We start from the raw sequence: 16,422 nt of genomic DNA on the forward strand, positions 1-16,422 counted from the left end.
CCCTTCGGTTAACGACTTAGGTTAACGGCTTATGCTACGGTTTAGGCTAATGACTGGCTTAACGCTTAGTGTTATTGCCGTTAGTTGCTCTTGGTTTACAGCAGGACTTGCCATTCGCTAGAGCCTATCCCAAGTATTTGATTTTAAGTTATACTGGCGCCACGTTATTTAAGGCTAACGCGCTATTTTCTGCTGCTTTTACTCATACGGCTCAATGTAAACGACGCTAATTAAAGCCAAGCTTGCTGCTATTTACATGCTTAGGGTGATTTGAGTAACTTGCATAACGAGGCGCGCTCGCTAATTATCAGGTATACCGCCGAGGGGATTTTCAATGACATCATCAAAAGGACAAACACTCATGGCCGAAGAAACCATTTTTAGTAAGATTATCCGGCGTGAAATTCCAGCCGATATTTTATATCAAGATGAACTAGTGACCGCGTTTCGCGATATTTCTCCGCAGGCGCCGACCCATGTGTTAATTGTTCCCAATCACCAGATCCCAACCCTGAATGATGCTAAAGCGTCTGATGAACTGGCGTTAGGGCGGATGATGACAGTGGCTGCGCGTCTAGCGCAAGAAGCGGGCATTAGCGAAGATGGCTACCGAGTGATCATGAATTGCAATCGTCATGGTGGCCAAGAGGTATACCATATTCACCTGCACTTAGTCGGTGGTCAGCAGTTAGGCCGGATGTTGAGCCTTAAAGCATGAAGGTGTCCCCCCAAGATTTCCCACTCACAGGCTTAGCGCAGCGCTTTGTTGCGCAGCTCGCTCATTGTCGGCAGTTAAACATTAAGGTGTTAGAGGCCAGCGAGCATCATGTCTTGCTGGAATTACCTTACAGCACTGACATAGTGGGCGACCCTGATTCTGGGGTTATTCATGGCGGGGTGATCACCACCTTAATGGACACCAGTTGTGGCACTGCCACTATTTGCGCCATTAAGAATAAATACAATGCGTTAGAAATATCCCCTACCTTAGATTTACGGGTGGATTATATGCGCCCAGCGGCGCCGCATTTGCCTGTGTATGCCATGGCTGAATGTTATAAATTAGCCACAAGCGTGGCCTTTACTCGGGCGATAGCTTTTCAAGATTCCATAGATAACCCCATAGCCCATGCGGTAGGCTCGTTTATGCGCATTAGCCCAGAAATGGTAGGGGATGCCTTTCGCGCAGCATTAATGGGCGATGATGCCGACGCCGACAAGCTTGGTAACAATGATGGAAACTAACATGGAACATAGCCACTCATTACTTAGGCAAGCGGCGCGCAGCCAAGATGTTAATCGGATATTAGCCTTAGTGCCTTATGCTAATTACATTGGCATGGGGGTTGAACGCTTTGGTGATGAATTAGTGTTTAAATTGCCGGCTAAGGCTGAAAATCTTGGTAATCCCGTGTTACCCGCGCTGCATGGCGGCGTGATCGCGGGCTTTATGGAAATGGCGGCGATAGTGCAACTTATGGTGCTGATGCAAGCCTCTGGCGTCCCTAAGGTCGTGGATTTCTCCATTGATTACTTACGTGCAGGCTATGATAAAGATACCTTTGCCGAGTGCCGTATTACTCGCCAAGGTCGACGTGTGGCCAATGTGAGTATTGATTGTTGGCAGTCGAATCGAAAGCAATTAATTGCCACAGCGCGGGCTCATTTTCTGTTAGGTTAGTGTTTTACGATTAAGGCTTAACATGAGTGAGTTGCGGTAAGTATTATTGGTAGGTAAAAGTGAGTTATTTAATCTGGCTTAGCTTGAACAGGAGATGCTGATGAAACCCCATATTCGCTTAGGTTATGCGTTTGCTATGTTGTTAGTTGTTGTTGGCATGAGTGCTTGCAGTCATAGAACTGGCGGGATAATGGCATCCACCGCTGGTATTACCCGCGTTGATAACAGCAGCGTGGGCAGTGATGTCACCATTAGTGAGCTTAAAACTCGCCTTATCGGCGGCATGATGCAAGGCACTGCGACTATCACTAGCTTAGATTCCACCGACTTAAGCCTGCAATATCAATTTACTTGGTTTGATGGCAGTGGTTTTGTGATTGAAGGAGACTCTTCATCTTGGACCCCGTTAACCTTATACGGTAAACAACAAGTCCAAGTGCAAGCCATGGCGCCAGCCAATGGTGCTGTTAGTTTTGAAATTTATGTGCGGGAAGTATTCTCTCAATAAGTTTATTTTCAATAAATAGGCGTAATTTACTGATTATGCTCTATTAACAATCTGACTACTTAAGCTATACTTGCGGCCGCCAAGGGGTGTCAGCAGCGCTGACTGAGATGTCGATAGACGAACCCTTAGAACCTGATCCGGCTTATACCGGCGTAGGAATGGTGTGTTTATTGCCTTCGCGCGTCTTGCCGGATCTCAACCTAGTATAGATTGAGGTCCCATGAAATATCCTATCTCTTTGTTGTCGTTAGCTATATCGACAAGCTTTTGCAGCAATGTCTTCTCTGCCACCACAGATTTAACCGCGCCCGATAATAAGCTGATGGAAGTCTTAGTGGTATCGGCCGATTTTCGCGCCATTAATGTCAATCAAGTGCAATCTAGTGTCAGCGTCATTGATAAATCCCAATTACAAGATGATGGCGGCGAAAACTTTCAAGATATTTTAAATGGTGTCCCTAACCTTAACTGGTCTGGCGGCAGTTCGCGGGCGCGATATTTTCAAATTCGCGGTGTGGGCGATCAAGAAGAATATCAAGGCGCGCCTAACAGCTCAGTAGGTTTTTTTGTCGATGATATCGATTTGTCTGGGCTAGGCATGGCATCAGGCTTATTTGATATCGACCAAGTTGAAGTGCTGCGCGGTCCACAAAGTACCTTGTTTGGTGGTAATGCCTTAGCGGGCGCGATTTATTTAACCAGTGCTGAGCCGAGTGCCATACCTGAGGCTGGCACTGAGCTCACCTTAGGTACCGATGATTTGTGGACCTTAGGCGCCTATGCTGGCGGCGCACTTAATCGAGACGATAGCCTGCTTGGGCGCATTTCAGTGCAAACCCATCAGCAAGATGGCTTTATGGAAAATAGCTATCTTGGCCGTGATGATACCAATAAGCGCGATGAAACCTCAGTTAAAGCTAAATTACGCTGGTATATCAATGATGATTTACAAGCGGATTTAACCTTACTTCACGGTAATTTTGATAATGGTTATGATGTTTGGTCGCTAGACAGTAACGGTACTTATACGAATACCGACCAACCCGGAGTCGATACTCAAACCACCAATGGCGCGGCACTTAAATTATCTTGGCAAGCTGATCCGCGCTTTAGCATTGAATCCATCAGCAGCTTTACTGATACTAAACAGCGCCATGCCTATGATGGCGATTGGTCAAACTCAGAGTATTGGCAGCAGTTTGAATGCTATGGCGCGCCTTGTGTGTATGACTACTGGTGGGATAAAACCGCTAAACGCCAAAATTTTAGCCAAGATGTGCGTATTTTGAGCGATGGTGCTGGGCGGATATTTGCTGGCACCACAGATTGGTTGTTTGGCATGTATTACAATCGCTTAAATGAAAGTAATCATCTGCTGACCGAAGATAGGTATGAACTAGGGCCGTTAAGCCAATCCCACCTTTACAGTGATTATTTAGCGCAAAAGTTATCAGCATTTGCCCAGTTAGATACTTATATTGATAAGTTCCATTACTCTGTGGGACTCAGAATTGAGCACTGGCAAAGTGACTACACAGATTCAAGCCCTGAGCACTTTGATCCTAGCGAAACCATGTGGGGCGGGCATCTGTCAGTGGGCTATGAGCTCAATGACAACCATAGGCTTTATGCCAAAATTGCTCGCGGTTATAAGCCAGGAGGCTTTAATATGAGCTTGCCTGCAGAGCTAAGTCAGTATCGTACCTTTGATTCTGAAACCTTATATAACTATGAAGTGGGCCACAGTGGCAGTTATTGGCAAGGGGATGTCACCAGTCGCGTGTCGTTGTTTTATATGGATAGACAAGATCAGCAAGTGGATGCTTCTATTCAAGTGCCAGGCTCTGGGGATTTTCAGCTTTACACAGCCAATGCCAGCAGTTCTACCAATTATGGCTTAGAAGCCGAAGGCCACTGGTATCTTGGCAATCATCTCGACCTGTTTGCCACCCTTGGGTTACTGCATGCGCAATACGATGACTATCAATTCGTTAAATCTTCTGAAACCATAGACTTATCTGACCGTGAGTTAGCGCATTCGCCTAGCTATAACTATCAAGTGGGCGCTACTTGGCGTAATGCTGGCTATTTTGCCAACCTGACCTTATCCGGCATGGACAGTTTTTATTATTCTGACAGTAATGAATTTCAATCCGATGATTACCATTTGCTTAATATGCGTTTAGGTTACGAGGCGAATGCTTGGTCTGTGTATCTGTGGGGGCGTAACCTCACTGATGAGCAGTATGGCGTGCGCGGTTTCTTATTTGGTAATGAACCCAATAAAGACTGGGCCGATCAGCAATATGTGCGTTATGGCGATCCACGCCAAGTAGGAATTACCGTTAAATATGATTTTATGTAATTTAACTCTCTGAATGCATTCAGTGAGTCATTCTTGGCCACAGCCGTGGCCGTTTTCAATGTGGCATTGCCGCAAACTTTGGACATTATGATGAAATTAACTGCCGAAATTAGTATGTATCCGCTGCAAGACAATTACTTAGAAGCCATTGAATGGTTTATTCAACGAGTTGACTCTTACCCTAATATTGAGCGTGTAACTAATGCTATGGCCACGCAAGTGGTTGGTGAATATAGCGAAGTGATGGCTATGCTTGCCGTTGAAATGGAAGCTGCCCATAGTAAATTTGGTAAGGCGGCGTTTGTGTGTAAATTCTTGGGAGGTGAGCTTAATTTGGCTCATAAGCAGTAATATGTGGTCGCAATTGACGACTTGGCTCCAAAGCTTACAGTCTGATTGGTTGATGATGAATGGCTGGGAAGCGTTAGCTGTGCTGCTCGCTATGGCTTATCTCATTTTGGCTATGCGCCAAAGTATCTGGTGCTGGCCGGCGGCTCTTGCGAGTACTGCAATTTATACCTTGTTGTTTTGGAAAGTGTCCTTGCTGATGGAATCTGTGCTCAATGTCTATTACATGGCCATGGCCGTGTATGGGTTTTGGTTGTGGAAGAACGGCGGTGAGGGCGGTCAGGGCCAGCAATTAGTCTCTTGGAGTGTTAAGCGCCACTTAGGGATTATTGCTGTCACAGGTATGGTTTCTGTGTTGGTGGGGTACTTGATGGCCAATTACACCCATGCTTCGATGGCGTATCTTGATGCGGCAACCACGTGCTTTGCGGTCATGACCACTGTGTTAGTCGCGAAAAAAGTGGTGGAGAACTGGTTGTATTGGGTGGTGATAGATCTCGTGTCGATTTATTTATACCTGAGTAAAGGCATGATCTTAACTTCTGGCCTATTTGTGCTGTACGTTGGCTTGGCTATGAGCGGCTATTGGCTGTGGCGCAAGCAGTTAGCCTTGGATTCTGAGCCGCAAATGGTTGGTGCCTAACTTATGCCTCAAGAGGGTTTGCTATGGCAATCATTGCTTAAACTCTTAGCGCGCCATGAGGCGCCGCTTGATGTCGTTAATGCCTTAGGCAAAGTCTTGAGTCATTATCAGTTAGCGTTGACGGCAACACCGCAGTTATTGACGAGTGGCCTTAACAATATCAATGTGCTGCTGTTTTTGGGCGAGGCTAAGTCTAGATCTAAGACCAAGCCTAAGCCTCCAGCATTGACTATGAGTCTGTCAGAGCTTGATTTCAGCCGTGAGCACATCAGTCATCAAGACATAGATTGTCAGTTAGGCCTGCGTTGGGTGCTGCGCTGCAACTTAATCAAACCATTAGATGCCAGGCAAAATGAAGTGAAGGCTTGGCGTCAAGCGGCAGCGGTTAATCTAGCGCCGCCGCTTCATTGGGTGAGTGCAGATTTTCAGTGTTACTTGAGTGAGTATTGCCCCGCAGTAAATGCGGCGGCCTTTGGCGCAGGCTTTGCTGATGTGGATGGATTAACGTCAAGCACCAAGTGGCGCTCGCAGCTTAATACTCCCACGATTAAAGCATTGGGGCAGGGCAAGGCTAACAAAAGTAAGACTAACAATGGTAAGAGCAGCAAGGTTAAGGATGACTCGCGCGTAAGCCAAGATTTATGCTCAGGCTTAGCAAGCCATCAAGTGAAATTACTGGATAGTTTGCTGCAGTTATCTCATTTGTCTCAATTGTCACAATCATCTTCACCGTCACAGTCGTTAGCGCAATCTGTTCCTACAAACTGCGCAGCGGCCAGAGGCAATAATTTATCGCACCAAATTGAGCAGTATTTAAGTGCGTTAACGGCGTTAGCGCCTTGCTCAACGTGGACAAGCGCTCAGCAGCAAAGCTTTGCGGGGTTAGCTCAGGCGTTTAAGGATTATGACTCTGATCAAAGCGTCCAATGGCGAGAGTTAGATCAAGGTTTTAATTGGCAGCAATTTAGTCATAGAGATTTGCATCCCGATAATCTCTTGCTGCAAAGTGTTAGTGTCTATGTGATTGATTTTGAATTTAGCTGCGATTTTCATCCCTTGTGGGATCTCACCTCAATTATTGCGACCTGTGAGTTTACTGACACCGAGGCATTTAGCTTCTGTCAGGCCTATTTAGCGCGTCACCCGCGCTTTAGTGGTAATGAAATGGTATTGATACCAGCCATGCTTGATTGCTATTGGTTTACCGCCAGCATTTGGGCGATCAATCGGGCTTGTGATAGCGGTGACTCAGAATTTCTGGACTGGTCTAAGTGTTTCTGGCAACTTGTTAGTAAATAGTTGACGTCAAACTTGGTGTGTAGAGTAAGACGGGCACTATGACTCTACACAGCGGCGAATGCCTAAGGCTATCAGATGCTATCCTCTCGTTTGCGTGGCCACCTATTGATTATCTTAGTGCTCGTCACCTGCGTTAGTGCTTGCTCGACGAAAATGAGTTATTACTTTATTGATTGGGCCATAAAATGGCAACTCGATGATTATGTTGAACTTAATGACAAGCAGCAACAAGCATTAGACGCCGCCATTGCCGAATTTATCCTCTGGCATCAAGCCCATGAACTTCCCAAATATAATCAGCAGCTTAATGCCTTGAAGGCGGATATTGGACAGAGACAATTAACCGCCGAGCGCTGGCATTATCACAGTGAGCAAGGCAAGCAGCATTGGCTGCGCCTTATTCATCATAATCTTGACACTATCACCAGCTTAATTGGCTCGTTAACCGATGAGCAAGTCCAACAAATTAAGATAAATATTCAAGCCGAAATTGATGAGGATAAAGAGCGCTATCTCAACAATAGTGATGACGAATGGATTCATCGCAACGATAAATCCATGCTCGATAAAGCCAAAGAGTACTTGGGAGCACTATCTGCCGAACAGCGAATTATGATTTTGCAATACAACCGCAGTCGCCCAAGAACGACTAAGCTCTGGTATAGCTATCAAGCTGTGTGGTTTAAGCGTTTTATGCATGCGCTGCAATTGCGCCAAGATAAAGAGTATCTGCGCCAAGAATTAGCTGTGTTATTAACAGCGACTGACACCCTTAAAAGCGCGCAATACCAAGAGCTCATCACAGCCAATAGCCAAGCGCTCGCAAGATTAGTGGCAGCGCTGCAAACGAGTTTAAGCGCGAAGCAGCAACAAAAAATCATGGTCACTATGACGCAACTTGCCGCCGATATTGACGAGTTAAGCGCTGATGGATTGAACAATATTGCATCTCACCCATAGCCTTGAAATAAGGCGGTACATTTCAAGGTCTAGTTCAACAGTTAATTACTAGAGGCTACATCATGGGATTTAATCGATTAATTCACCTGTTTAATCAAGCGGCCAGCAGCACTCAAGGTTTAGCGTTACTGGGGCTACGCGTGTATTTAGCCCCTGTGTTAATTCAAGCTGGGTATAACAAGTTAAGTCATTTTAGTGATACCGCCGCTTGGTTTGGTAATGCTGAGTGGGGGCTTGGGCTGCCAATGCCAGAGGTGATGGCGGGCTTAGCGGCGGGTACTGAGTTTTTTGGTGGCATTTTGTTATTGCTTGGCTTGGCAACGCGCCTCGTCGCTCTGCCTATGATGATCACTATGGCGGTGGCCGCAGTGACTGTGCATTGGCAGAATGGCTGGCTGGCGATTAGCGACCCGTCCTCTTGGCTTGCCAATGAGCAAGTCCTAGCCTCTACTGAAAAGCTGGCTAAGGCTAAAGAGCTATTGCAGCAACATGGCGATTTTGAGTGGTTAACCAGTTCAGGCAATTTTGTGGTGCTCAATAATGGTATCGAGTTTGCGGCTACCTATTTTCTGATGTTACTTGTGCTGTTTAGTTGTGGTGGCGGTAAAGGCTTTAGTGTGGATTATTATCTCGCCAAGGGGCGGCAGCAGGTATAGGACAGTTAGCTTTAACAAAATAGAAACTCATGTTGCATGATTGTTGTCTTTCCGGTGGTTACTAGTGGGTATCTTTAGCTTTCACTAAAGATACCCAGGCTATTTTAATATTAATAATTGGGAAAATATCTATGAAATACCAATACAGTAAGTTGCATCAAGCAATGTTTGTGGTAGGGGCTATGTTAGGGGGAACGCTGCCGACTGTGGCTATGTCAGCAACGAGTGGTGATAGTGCAAGTGATGCCAATATTGAAAAAATTGCCGTGGTCGGCACCCGCGCGGCGCCGCGCTCAGTCACGGATTCACCTGTGCCGCTTGATATTATTGGTGCAGAATAATTTGTGCGACAAGGCAATACCGATCTTAAATCTCTGCTGAGCAGTGTTACGCCATCGTTTAACGTGAACGACCAACCAATTAATGATGGTTCATCCCTCGTTCGTCCAGCCAACTTACGCGGCTTAGCTGCCGATCATACCTTGGTATTAGTTAACGGTAAGCGGCGTCATCGCAGCGCTATGATCACCTTTTTAGGTGGCGGACTGTCTGATGACTCCCAAGGCCCAGATATTTCAAACATTCCAGTGTCGGCATTAAAGCCAGTGGAAGTATTGCGCGATGGCGCGGCTGCGCAATACGGCTCAGATGCCATTGCCGGTGTACTTAACTTTGTACTCAACGATGCCCCGCAAGGCGGCAATGTCGAAACTCGTTATGGCCAGTTCTATGAAGGCGACGGCGCTGGTTGGTAGTTTTCTGGCAATAATGGTTTTGCCTTATCTGAAATCGGTTTTGCTAACTTTTCCATGGAATATCGCACTCAAGACTCAACCTCTCGCAGTGTACAGCGTGACGATGCGGCTGGATTAGCCGCGGCAGGTAACCCGTTTATCATAGATCTCGCACAGGTTTGGGGCACCCCAGAAGTAAAATCTGATGTAAAGGTACTAGGCAACTTTGGTCTGGATTTAAATGACACAGACAAAGCCTACATGTGGATAAATTATGCGAAGCGCGATATCGATGGCGGCTTTTATTATCGTAATCCCCATAATCGCGGCGGCGTTAATGATGGTGGCATAAAGCCAACCGGGCAAATAGGAAGTGATGGTAAACCTATCTTAGCGCCTACCTTATTGGTGGGGGATTTAACCCCAAATGACGGTATCGCATGCCCAGTGGTATTTACTGGCAGCAACGTGTTAAACAGCGACGCGTATAAGCAAGTGGCGGCCGACCCTAACTGTTTTGCTTTTAATGAAATATTCCCTGGTGGCTTTACCCCAAGATTTGGCGGCAAGATTAATGACTTAGCTTTTGCTCTTGGCACTGAAGGGCAGTGGCAGGGCGATTGGAATTACGATCTGAGTGCCAGTTATGGTTCTTCAGATGTTGAATACAGTATCTATAACACTATCAATCCATCGTTAGGCCCTGCTTCACCCACAAGCTTTAAGCCCGGCGCTTATACCCAGTTAGAGCAAACCTATAATTTTGATGTCACTAAGCAGTTGCTGGTGGACGGTTGGGAAGAGCCGATAAACTTCGCCTCTGGCCTTGAATATCGCTATGAAACCTTTGAAATTCAAAATGGCGATCCGGCTTCTTTCGAAGTCGGACCATTAGCTAACCAAGGGTTTGGCATCGGCTCAAACGGCTTCTCTGGATTTAAGCCACAAGATTCCGGTTCATGGTCTGGCTCAAACATTGCAGCCTATGTGGATATGGAGTTTTATGCGACCCCTGACTGGTTGCTGACAGGCGCGGTGCGTTATGAAGACTTCAGTGACTTTGGGTCACGGTCAATGGTAAGGTTTCCACCCATTACTCGATTTCTGAGGTTTGGACGATTCGCTCAGCGGCCAGCACTGGCTTTAGAGCACCCACAGTTGGTCAAAGTAACGTGCGTAACGTCACGACCGCATTCACTGCTAATGGCTTAGAAGATCAAGCTACTTTGCCACCGACTCACCCTATCTCGATTCAAAAAGGGGAGGGAGCCGCTCGAGCCAGAAACGTCGGTTAACTTAAGTCTTGGCGCCGTGGCAGAATTTGAAAACGGCCTATATATGACAGTGGATTATTTTAATAATCAAGCTTAAAGACCGCATTAGTCAGACATCACCACTGGAATTAACCTTAGATGACATTGATGACTTGCTCGCTTTAGGCGTGAATGATGCCACCAGTTTTTCTAGCGTTAAGTATTTCACCAATGACTTTGATACGACTACCCAAGGCGTAGATGTCGTGATGAACTACAACATGGAGATTTTAGGCGGCGATCCTAAGTTCCAACTCGCCTATCACTGGACTGATACTCAAGTCGATAGCTATAACCCTGTCAACATTAACGCCGCTAAAGTGCAAATGCTGGAAGATAACTTACCGGCGCAGCGTGCAAACTTCACCACCATTTATGAATATGGTGATGTTAATACACTGATGCGGGTTAACTCTTATGGTGATTACTATGAAGATCACTTAGATGCTGGTGGCGATTTACCTATTTACGCTGGCAGCGAAGTAACAGTTGACCTTGAGATGAGCTATTTCTGGAATGAAGCCTTCAGCACATCGGTTGGCGCTAATAATCTGTTTGATAATTCACCGGATGAAAACCCATGGTCAGGAGTGGTGGGTGCCTTGTATCCATCGACATCGCCTATGGGAATTAATGGTGGTTTCTATTATGTTCGCGCTAATTAAATGTTTTAAGTAAGTCTGCTGGCGGTGATGAGAGGTCTAACATCACCGCCTTTTTCATCGGACTGCTTGGTTGTGTTGATTGCCTATGTATATTGTCTGAGCTAATGACTAGCGCGTTACAACTTAGCTATAACAATGCGGGATGATTCAATTCACCATTTATATAAAACATTGACATTAATCACGTTTTACTTGATACAATACCCGCATCTTGTCCCACATGAGACGCTGTTATGCTCGCTACTGAACTGTTATTAACCCGCCAATCGTGTCCGCGATTAACTCATCCAGCTCCCACTGCCGCGCAATTAGACTTAATGCTCGATGCTGCGGTGAGAGTGCCTGATCATGGCGGTCTCAGTCCGTGGGAATTTATTGTGGCAAGTAGCGCGGGTTTGCAGCGCCTTAGCGATATTTTTGTGGCAGCTAAACGCAGCGAAGGCGCAGATGACGCCACATTAGAGCGCACCGCAGGCTTAACGCAGCGCGCACCTATGGTGATAGTGGTCGTGAGTAAATATCAATTGCACCCTAAAGTGCCACAATTAGAGCAGCAATTAGCCGCAGGTTGTGCGTGTATGGCGATGCAGCAAGCCGCCTTTGCTCAAGGCCTTGGCGCTATTTGGCGCAGTGGTGATTTAGCTTTTAATCCAGAGATTAATCATGCCTTAGGTTTAGCGCCGCAAGATCAAATTGTCGGTTTTTTATATGTAGGCACACCTAGGGTGGTAAGCCCCATTAAGGTCACGCGCTCTGGCGCTGAATTTACCCGTTATTTGTAATTTAAGTATTGGCATAAGTATTGGCCGCCCCCATGGCGCTACTAACTTATGGCGATACTAATTTGATAGCGCCAGTAATTAATAGCGTCATAAATTAATAACGCCGTTATGTCAGTTAACTGTGCAATGCGAGGTGATAGATGCAAACTAATCATGTAATGGGTGACTATGTCGCGCTAGAGCCATTAACGGCTGCGCATAAGCCTGCTTTGCTCCTTAATGCTCGCGAGCGTAAACATCCGCTGTGGCATACAGGTTTACCTAGCGTTAGTGAGTTTGATGCTTGGTTTGAGCAGGCTTTGCTCAGTGATAATGCCAACACCAGTCAGCATTTTGCGGTGCGCCTTAGACATGCCTCTACCAATCCAGACCAGATTATTGCTTGGGTGGCTATCAATCGTTGGAGCCAAGCCAACCTTAGAGCAAGATTACAACTAGAAGACTTGCCCCTTGAGACTTTGCCTGATGTTGATGATCCCATTCCAAGTGAACCAAAGCTAGGAGACACTGAGCTCAGTAAACAAGTCGCTTTATTATTAATGGATTATGCCTTTAGTGATAAACGCGCCATAGTCGTAGAATTTGCAACCTTTTGGCACCATCAAGCCCTCAGAGCGTTAGCCGTGAGTCTTGGGGCGCAGCAAGATGGGGTCTTACGCAATCATAGAATTCTTGCTGATGGCACAGTTCACGATCAGGTCATTTACTCAGTGTTAGATTCTGAATGGCGGCAGATGCAAGCGCGTCGAAGCCATTCATAAGGGACAGGTTCGGGCACACTCATGGCAAGCAATATGGGTAGCGATATGAACAGCCAAATAATCTGTGCTGATAGTCATGAGTTAGTTGCCGTGGCGCAGTTATTTAATGAATACCGCCAATATTATGAGCAAGGCGATGATATGGCGGCGGTGACAGCATTTATTGAGCAGCGCTTAAGCCGTCAAGACTCCATCATACTAATCGCCAAAAATAACAAAGGTGAAGGGCTAGGCTTTTTACAGATGTATTGGCAGCTATCGTCATTAGATATGAGCGAGTTTTTAATCATCAATGATTTATTCGTCACTCAGTCGGCGCGAGGCCAAGGCGTAGCGCGCAAGCTGATGGCGACTGCTATTGAAATTGGCATTAACCAAGGTTGCAAGCGTCTTACCTTGGAAACAGCGAGCACTAATTATAAGGCGCAGTCCTTATATGAGACCTTAGGGTTTAGGCGTGATAATCACTATTATCATTACCAATTGGACATATAAATCAACTAGAACTAGTTATTGATATAAAAGGAAATTTTATGAAGCGTAAGCAAAGGTCACTTATAGTGGCATCCAGTGTTCTGGTTTATATGACTATGCTAAATAGTGCATTTGCAGAGGCGCCAATGAATGCTGCCGAAAAAGCTTATACGGCTGAATTACTTAACTGCGCCAGTTATTACGATATTAGCAGTGAAGCGATAGCGGCTATGGATGCACCGCAAATGCAAGCGGTTGCCGAGCGCTTAGTGAGCTCATCTCAGCAAGCTAAGCAATTAGCGGCGAAATATTTAGCGCCTGAGCAATTAGCAACTGAGTTAGCTGCGGCGAAACAAGCGCAAATACTTGAGCTAAAAGATAGTGCTAATCTTGGCGGCTTAATGGCGAAATACAAAGATAGTTGCAAGCAAGTGTTAGCTGCTCCCAAGCAGCGACTAGAATATTGGCAGATGGCCAATTTTTAGGACGCTTATGCAACCACTGTTATTGATTTGCGCGCTTTTAACCTTATTGAGTATGAGTGCGGGGATTTATTTAAGTCGCCAAGCTCAACTAAACCAAACTCGACTAAGCCAAGCGTTAATTGCATCAGCCTTTCCTAGTAGTGTCATTATCAGTGTCTGTTTTCAAGCCTCGGCCAGCGTTATCTTGCTGGCCTTAGGCCTTGATGCGTTATCCTTTTCTCAAAGCTTTAGCTTACTGATTTTTATCAGTCTTAATCAAGGCCTTGCGGGTATTTGGTTGTTATGGCATCAGTGGCGCTTTGGCCATGAAGGCTATTATCTCGGCCATAGTGTTGGTCATCGCGTTGGTCAAAGTGTAGGCATTGGTCACTCTCACTCCAACAGTAACTCAGCAAGAGTCAATGGCGGCATAGTTAAACTTATCAGTGTATGCTGCCTTATTTCTGCGGGCGTGATTTTATGGGTATTGCAGCAGGCGTAAATGGGCTTAATGCCTTGCTTAAATAATTGCATAGAGGCTTAAACCAAGCTTAGTTATAATGGCTTTTTTACGCATAGAGCCACCCATGAATTATATTATCGATTTACTGTTATTTTGCGCTGGCTTAGGCTTGCTCATTTTAGCCATACGCCACATGCGTAATCACAAAAAATAAACCTTAGTTAGCGGTTACAGACTTTACGCTTATCATAGCGCTATTTTTGCACGCAGGTGTCCTGACCTGTGGTGCCTAGACACTAAAGTGTTATTACTAACGCAGACTGTATTTCTGCTGGAGATGTTATGCAATTATTCGTAAACGATCTGACGGTTATCGACTTTTCGTATTTGTGCCCCAAGCGCGGCATGGTGGGTGAAAGCTGGATTGTGGATGTCATCCTTAACGGTGGCCTAGATGAACAAAACATGGTGCTCGATTTTGCTAAGGTAAAACGCACCATTAAACACACTATTGATGCGATAGCCGATCACCGTTTATTGGTGCCTATGGCCAATAGTGCTTGTGAGGTGACAGCACAAGGCGAGCGTGTGTGGTTAGATTTCACCGCTGAGCAAGGCACGATTCACTTGGCTTGTCCGGCCGAAGCCTTTGCAATGATCCCAACCGACATCATTGATTATGAAAGCGTAAATGAATTTTTAATCGCCGCTTTAACTCAAGCATTACCAGACAATGTGGAAGGCATAAGTTTAACCCTTAGGGCTGAAGTGTTAGACCGTCCTTTTTATCATTACAGTCATGGCTTGAAAAAGCATGACGGCAATTGTCAGCGTATTGCCCATGGTCACCGCAGCCCGGTGCAAATTTTTGTGGATGGCAAAGCAGACGCAGCATTAGAGGCTAAGTGGGCTAAGCGTTGGCAAGATATTTACTTAGGCTCAATTGAAGATGTATACCCAGTAGCGCAGCTTGCGTTATCAAGCTTGGCTGACACCATTAGCGATAGCAGCCATGTAGGTTTTCATTACCAAGCGCCCCAAGGTGATTTCCAATTGGCTATGCCAAAAGATGTGTGTGAGATTATCCCCCATGACACTACGGTTGAATTATTAGCTCAATTTATTGCCAGCCAATTAGCGGCAGAATTACAAAAAACAGTGCGTGTGATTGCCTATGAAGGCGTGGGCAAGGGCGCGATTTTTGTGACTAAATAACATGTAGGATTAGGCTTGATTCAGCCTGGTTAAGTCTTGCTTGCCATAGCCTGACTCATATTGATAAACAGGCGAATCGAGTTATTACCAAAGGATTGTGAACCATGATAACTAAAGTGCGTTGTTTGCTGCTTTCAATTGCCTTACTGCCGCTTGGCGCAATATCTGTGAACGCAACTGCGGCGGCGCCCACGCCCCATTGTCCCACTCATCAGGCAATTTATCCGCAATTACAAGCGCAAGGTTTGTGTTTATGGGGGCAATTAACACCTGGCGCCTTAGTTCGAGGCCAACTGCCCGCAGGTTCCAAACTCTGGTTAGATGAGCAAGCGATAAAAGTGAATGGGCAAGGCTACTTTGCCTTTGGTTTTGACCGTGATGCCAAGCTTGAACATAGCCTTAGTTGGCAATTGCCACCGCAAGTAGATACCGATAGCCGGCAGCAACAAGCGCTGCAATTAACGCCGCGGCAATACAAAATACAACAAGTGACTGGGATTGCTAAAAAAATCATGCAGCCAGATCCTAAAGATGTAGCGCGGGCGGCATTAGATAGTCAGCAAGTTAACCGCGCGCGCGCGATAGATAGCGATGGCATGGCCTTTGTGAGCGAGTTTATGTGGCCACTGCAAGGGCGCATTTCTGGCGTGTATGGCTCGCAGCGCGTCTATAACGGTGAGCCCGGGCGTCCTCATTTTGGTGTTGATATTGCGGCGCCGCGCGGCACTCAAGCCATGGCTCCAGCCGATGGCGTAGTGACGTTAGCGGTTCCAGATATGTTTTACTCTGGCGGCACTTTGATCGTAGATCACGGCAATGGCGTTAATTCCACCTTTTTACACTTAGATAAGCTTCTTGTTAACGTCGGGCAAAGCATCAAACAAGGTGAGGTTATAGCGCTGGTAGGTTCCACCGGGCGCTCCACTGGGCCACATTTAGATTGGCGCCTTAATTGGTTTAATACTCGGTTAGATCCTGCCACCATAGTGCCAGCTATGACTAAACCCACAGCCAAGTCAAAAGCTAAGTCATAAATCTAAGCTAAATCAGTCGGTTATCATGATTATTCTCATCAAAAAAGCGCCGTTAGT

Annotated in this window: 17 protein-coding genes, 1 pseudogene and 1 riboswitch; all 18 genes and pseudogenes read left to right on the forward strand. The window is 46.1% G+C overall.

The genetic code is table 11. From position 1 onward, the window contains the following. Positions 1–361 precede the first annotated feature (361 nt). The 18 genes and pseudogenes from hinT to AC1HDP_RS02485 all read left to right on the forward strand — a co-directional run bounded on the left by hinT (position 362) and on the right by AC1HDP_RS02485 (position 16,365). The gene (gene hinT / locus AC1HDP_RS02400; RefSeq protein WP_479639803.1) at positions 362–718 is read left to right on the forward strand and encodes a purine nucleoside phosphoramidase; all 357 of its coding nucleotides are present in this window, start codon (positions 362–364) and stop codon (positions 716–718) included. Further along, the gene (locus AC1HDP_RS02405; RefSeq protein ID WP_140932306.1) at positions 715–1,245 is read left to right on the forward strand and encodes a PaaI family thioesterase; all 531 of its coding nucleotides are present in this window, start codon (positions 715–717) and stop codon (positions 1,243–1,245) included. The genes hinT and AC1HDP_RS02405 overlap by 4 nt, the downstream gene beginning before the upstream one ends. A gap of 1 nt (position 1,246) precedes the next feature. Further along, complete coding sequence (locus AC1HDP_RS02410) at positions 1,247–1,681, forward strand: PaaI family thioesterase (protein WP_479637524.1); 435 nt, start codon at positions 1,247–1,249, stop codon at positions 1,679–1,681. 100 nt (positions 1,682–1,781) lie between these two features. Then, positions 1,782–2,189 carry a YcfL family putative periplasmic lipoprotein gene (locus tag AC1HDP_RS02415; RefSeq protein WP_479637525.1) on the forward strand — a complete coding sequence of 136 codons (408 nt, stop codon included), beginning with the start codon at positions 1,782–1,784 and terminating at the stop codon, positions 2,187–2,189. Between the two features lie 72 nt (positions 2,190–2,261). Next, positions 2,262–2,365, forward strand: a riboswitch (TPP riboswitch). A 44-nt stretch (positions 2,366–2,409) separates the two neighbouring features. After that, entirely contained in the window at positions 2,410–4,554 is a 2,145-nt protein-coding gene (locus AC1HDP_RS02420; RefSeq protein ID WP_479637526.1) for a TonB-dependent receptor, read from the forward strand. Between the two features lie 90 nt (positions 4,555–4,644). Next, entirely contained in the window at positions 4,645–4,905 is a 261-nt protein-coding gene (locus AC1HDP_RS02425) for a hypothetical protein (RefSeq protein WP_140934048.1), read from the forward strand. A 1-nt stretch (position 4,906) separates the two neighbouring features. After that, positions 4,907–5,545: a nicotinamide riboside transporter PnuC gene (gene pnuC, locus AC1HDP_RS02430; protein ID WP_140932310.1), complete on the forward strand. Its 639-nt coding sequence runs from the start codon at positions 4,907–4,909 to the stop codon at positions 5,543–5,545. 3 nt (positions 5,546–5,548) lie between these two features. Continuing rightward, on the forward strand, positions 5,549–6,844 hold the full coding sequence (locus tag AC1HDP_RS02435) for a phosphotransferase family protein (RefSeq protein WP_479637527.1): 1,296 nt from the start codon (positions 5,549–5,551) through the stop codon (positions 6,842–6,844). Between the two features lie 75 nt (positions 6,845–6,919). Then, positions 6,920–7,804: a DUF6279 family lipoprotein gene (locus AC1HDP_RS02440; protein WP_479637528.1), complete on the forward strand. Its 885-nt coding sequence runs from the start codon at positions 6,920–6,922 to the stop codon at positions 7,802–7,804. Positions 7,805–7,866: 62 nt separating this feature from the next. Further along, the gene (locus AC1HDP_RS02445) at positions 7,867–8,460 is read left to right on the forward strand and encodes an HvfX family Cu-binding RiPP maturation protein (protein WP_479637529.1); all 594 of its coding nucleotides are present in this window, start codon (positions 7,867–7,869) and stop codon (positions 8,458–8,460) included. Between the two features lie 131 nt (positions 8,461–8,591). After that, positions 8,592–11,172 (forward strand): annotated as a pseudogene (locus AC1HDP_RS02450) (TonB-dependent receptor plug domain-containing protein). Between the two features lie 233 nt (positions 11,173–11,405). Next, entirely contained in the window at positions 11,406–11,954 is a 549-nt protein-coding gene (locus tag AC1HDP_RS02455; protein WP_479637530.1) for an NAD(P)H nitroreductase, read from the forward strand. 140 nt (positions 11,955–12,094) lie between these two features. Next, positions 12,095–12,715: a GNAT family N-acetyltransferase gene (locus AC1HDP_RS02460; protein WP_479637531.1), complete on the forward strand. Its 621-nt coding sequence runs from the start codon at positions 12,095–12,097 to the stop codon at positions 12,713–12,715. Positions 12,716–12,760: 45 nt separating this feature from the next. Continuing rightward, complete coding sequence (locus tag AC1HDP_RS02465; protein ID WP_479637532.1) at positions 12,761–13,210, forward strand: GNAT family N-acetyltransferase; 450 nt, start codon at positions 12,761–12,763, stop codon at positions 13,208–13,210. Positions 13,211–13,248: 38 nt separating this feature from the next. Continuing rightward, the gene (locus AC1HDP_RS02470) at positions 13,249–13,674 is read left to right on the forward strand and encodes a hypothetical protein (protein WP_479637533.1); all 426 of its coding nucleotides are present in this window, start codon (positions 13,249–13,251) and stop codon (positions 13,672–13,674) included. A gap of 7 nt (positions 13,675–13,681) precedes the next feature. Next, complete coding sequence (locus AC1HDP_RS02475) at positions 13,682–14,155, forward strand: hypothetical protein (RefSeq protein ID WP_479637534.1); 474 nt, start codon at positions 13,682–13,684, stop codon at positions 14,153–14,155. 303 nt (positions 14,156–14,458) lie between these two features. Continuing rightward, positions 14,459–15,331, forward strand: coding sequence for a 6-carboxytetrahydropterin synthase (locus AC1HDP_RS02480; protein WP_479637535.1), 873 nt, complete (start codon positions 14,459–14,461; stop codon positions 15,329–15,331). A 104-nt stretch (positions 15,332–15,435) separates the two neighbouring features. Continuing rightward, the gene (locus AC1HDP_RS02485; RefSeq protein ID WP_479637536.1) at positions 15,436–16,365 is read left to right on the forward strand and encodes a M23 family metallopeptidase; all 930 of its coding nucleotides are present in this window, start codon (positions 15,436–15,438) and stop codon (positions 16,363–16,365) included. Positions 16,366–16,422: the final 57 nt, after the last annotated feature.

Source organism: Shewanella sp. ISS20 (assembly GCF_056522965.1).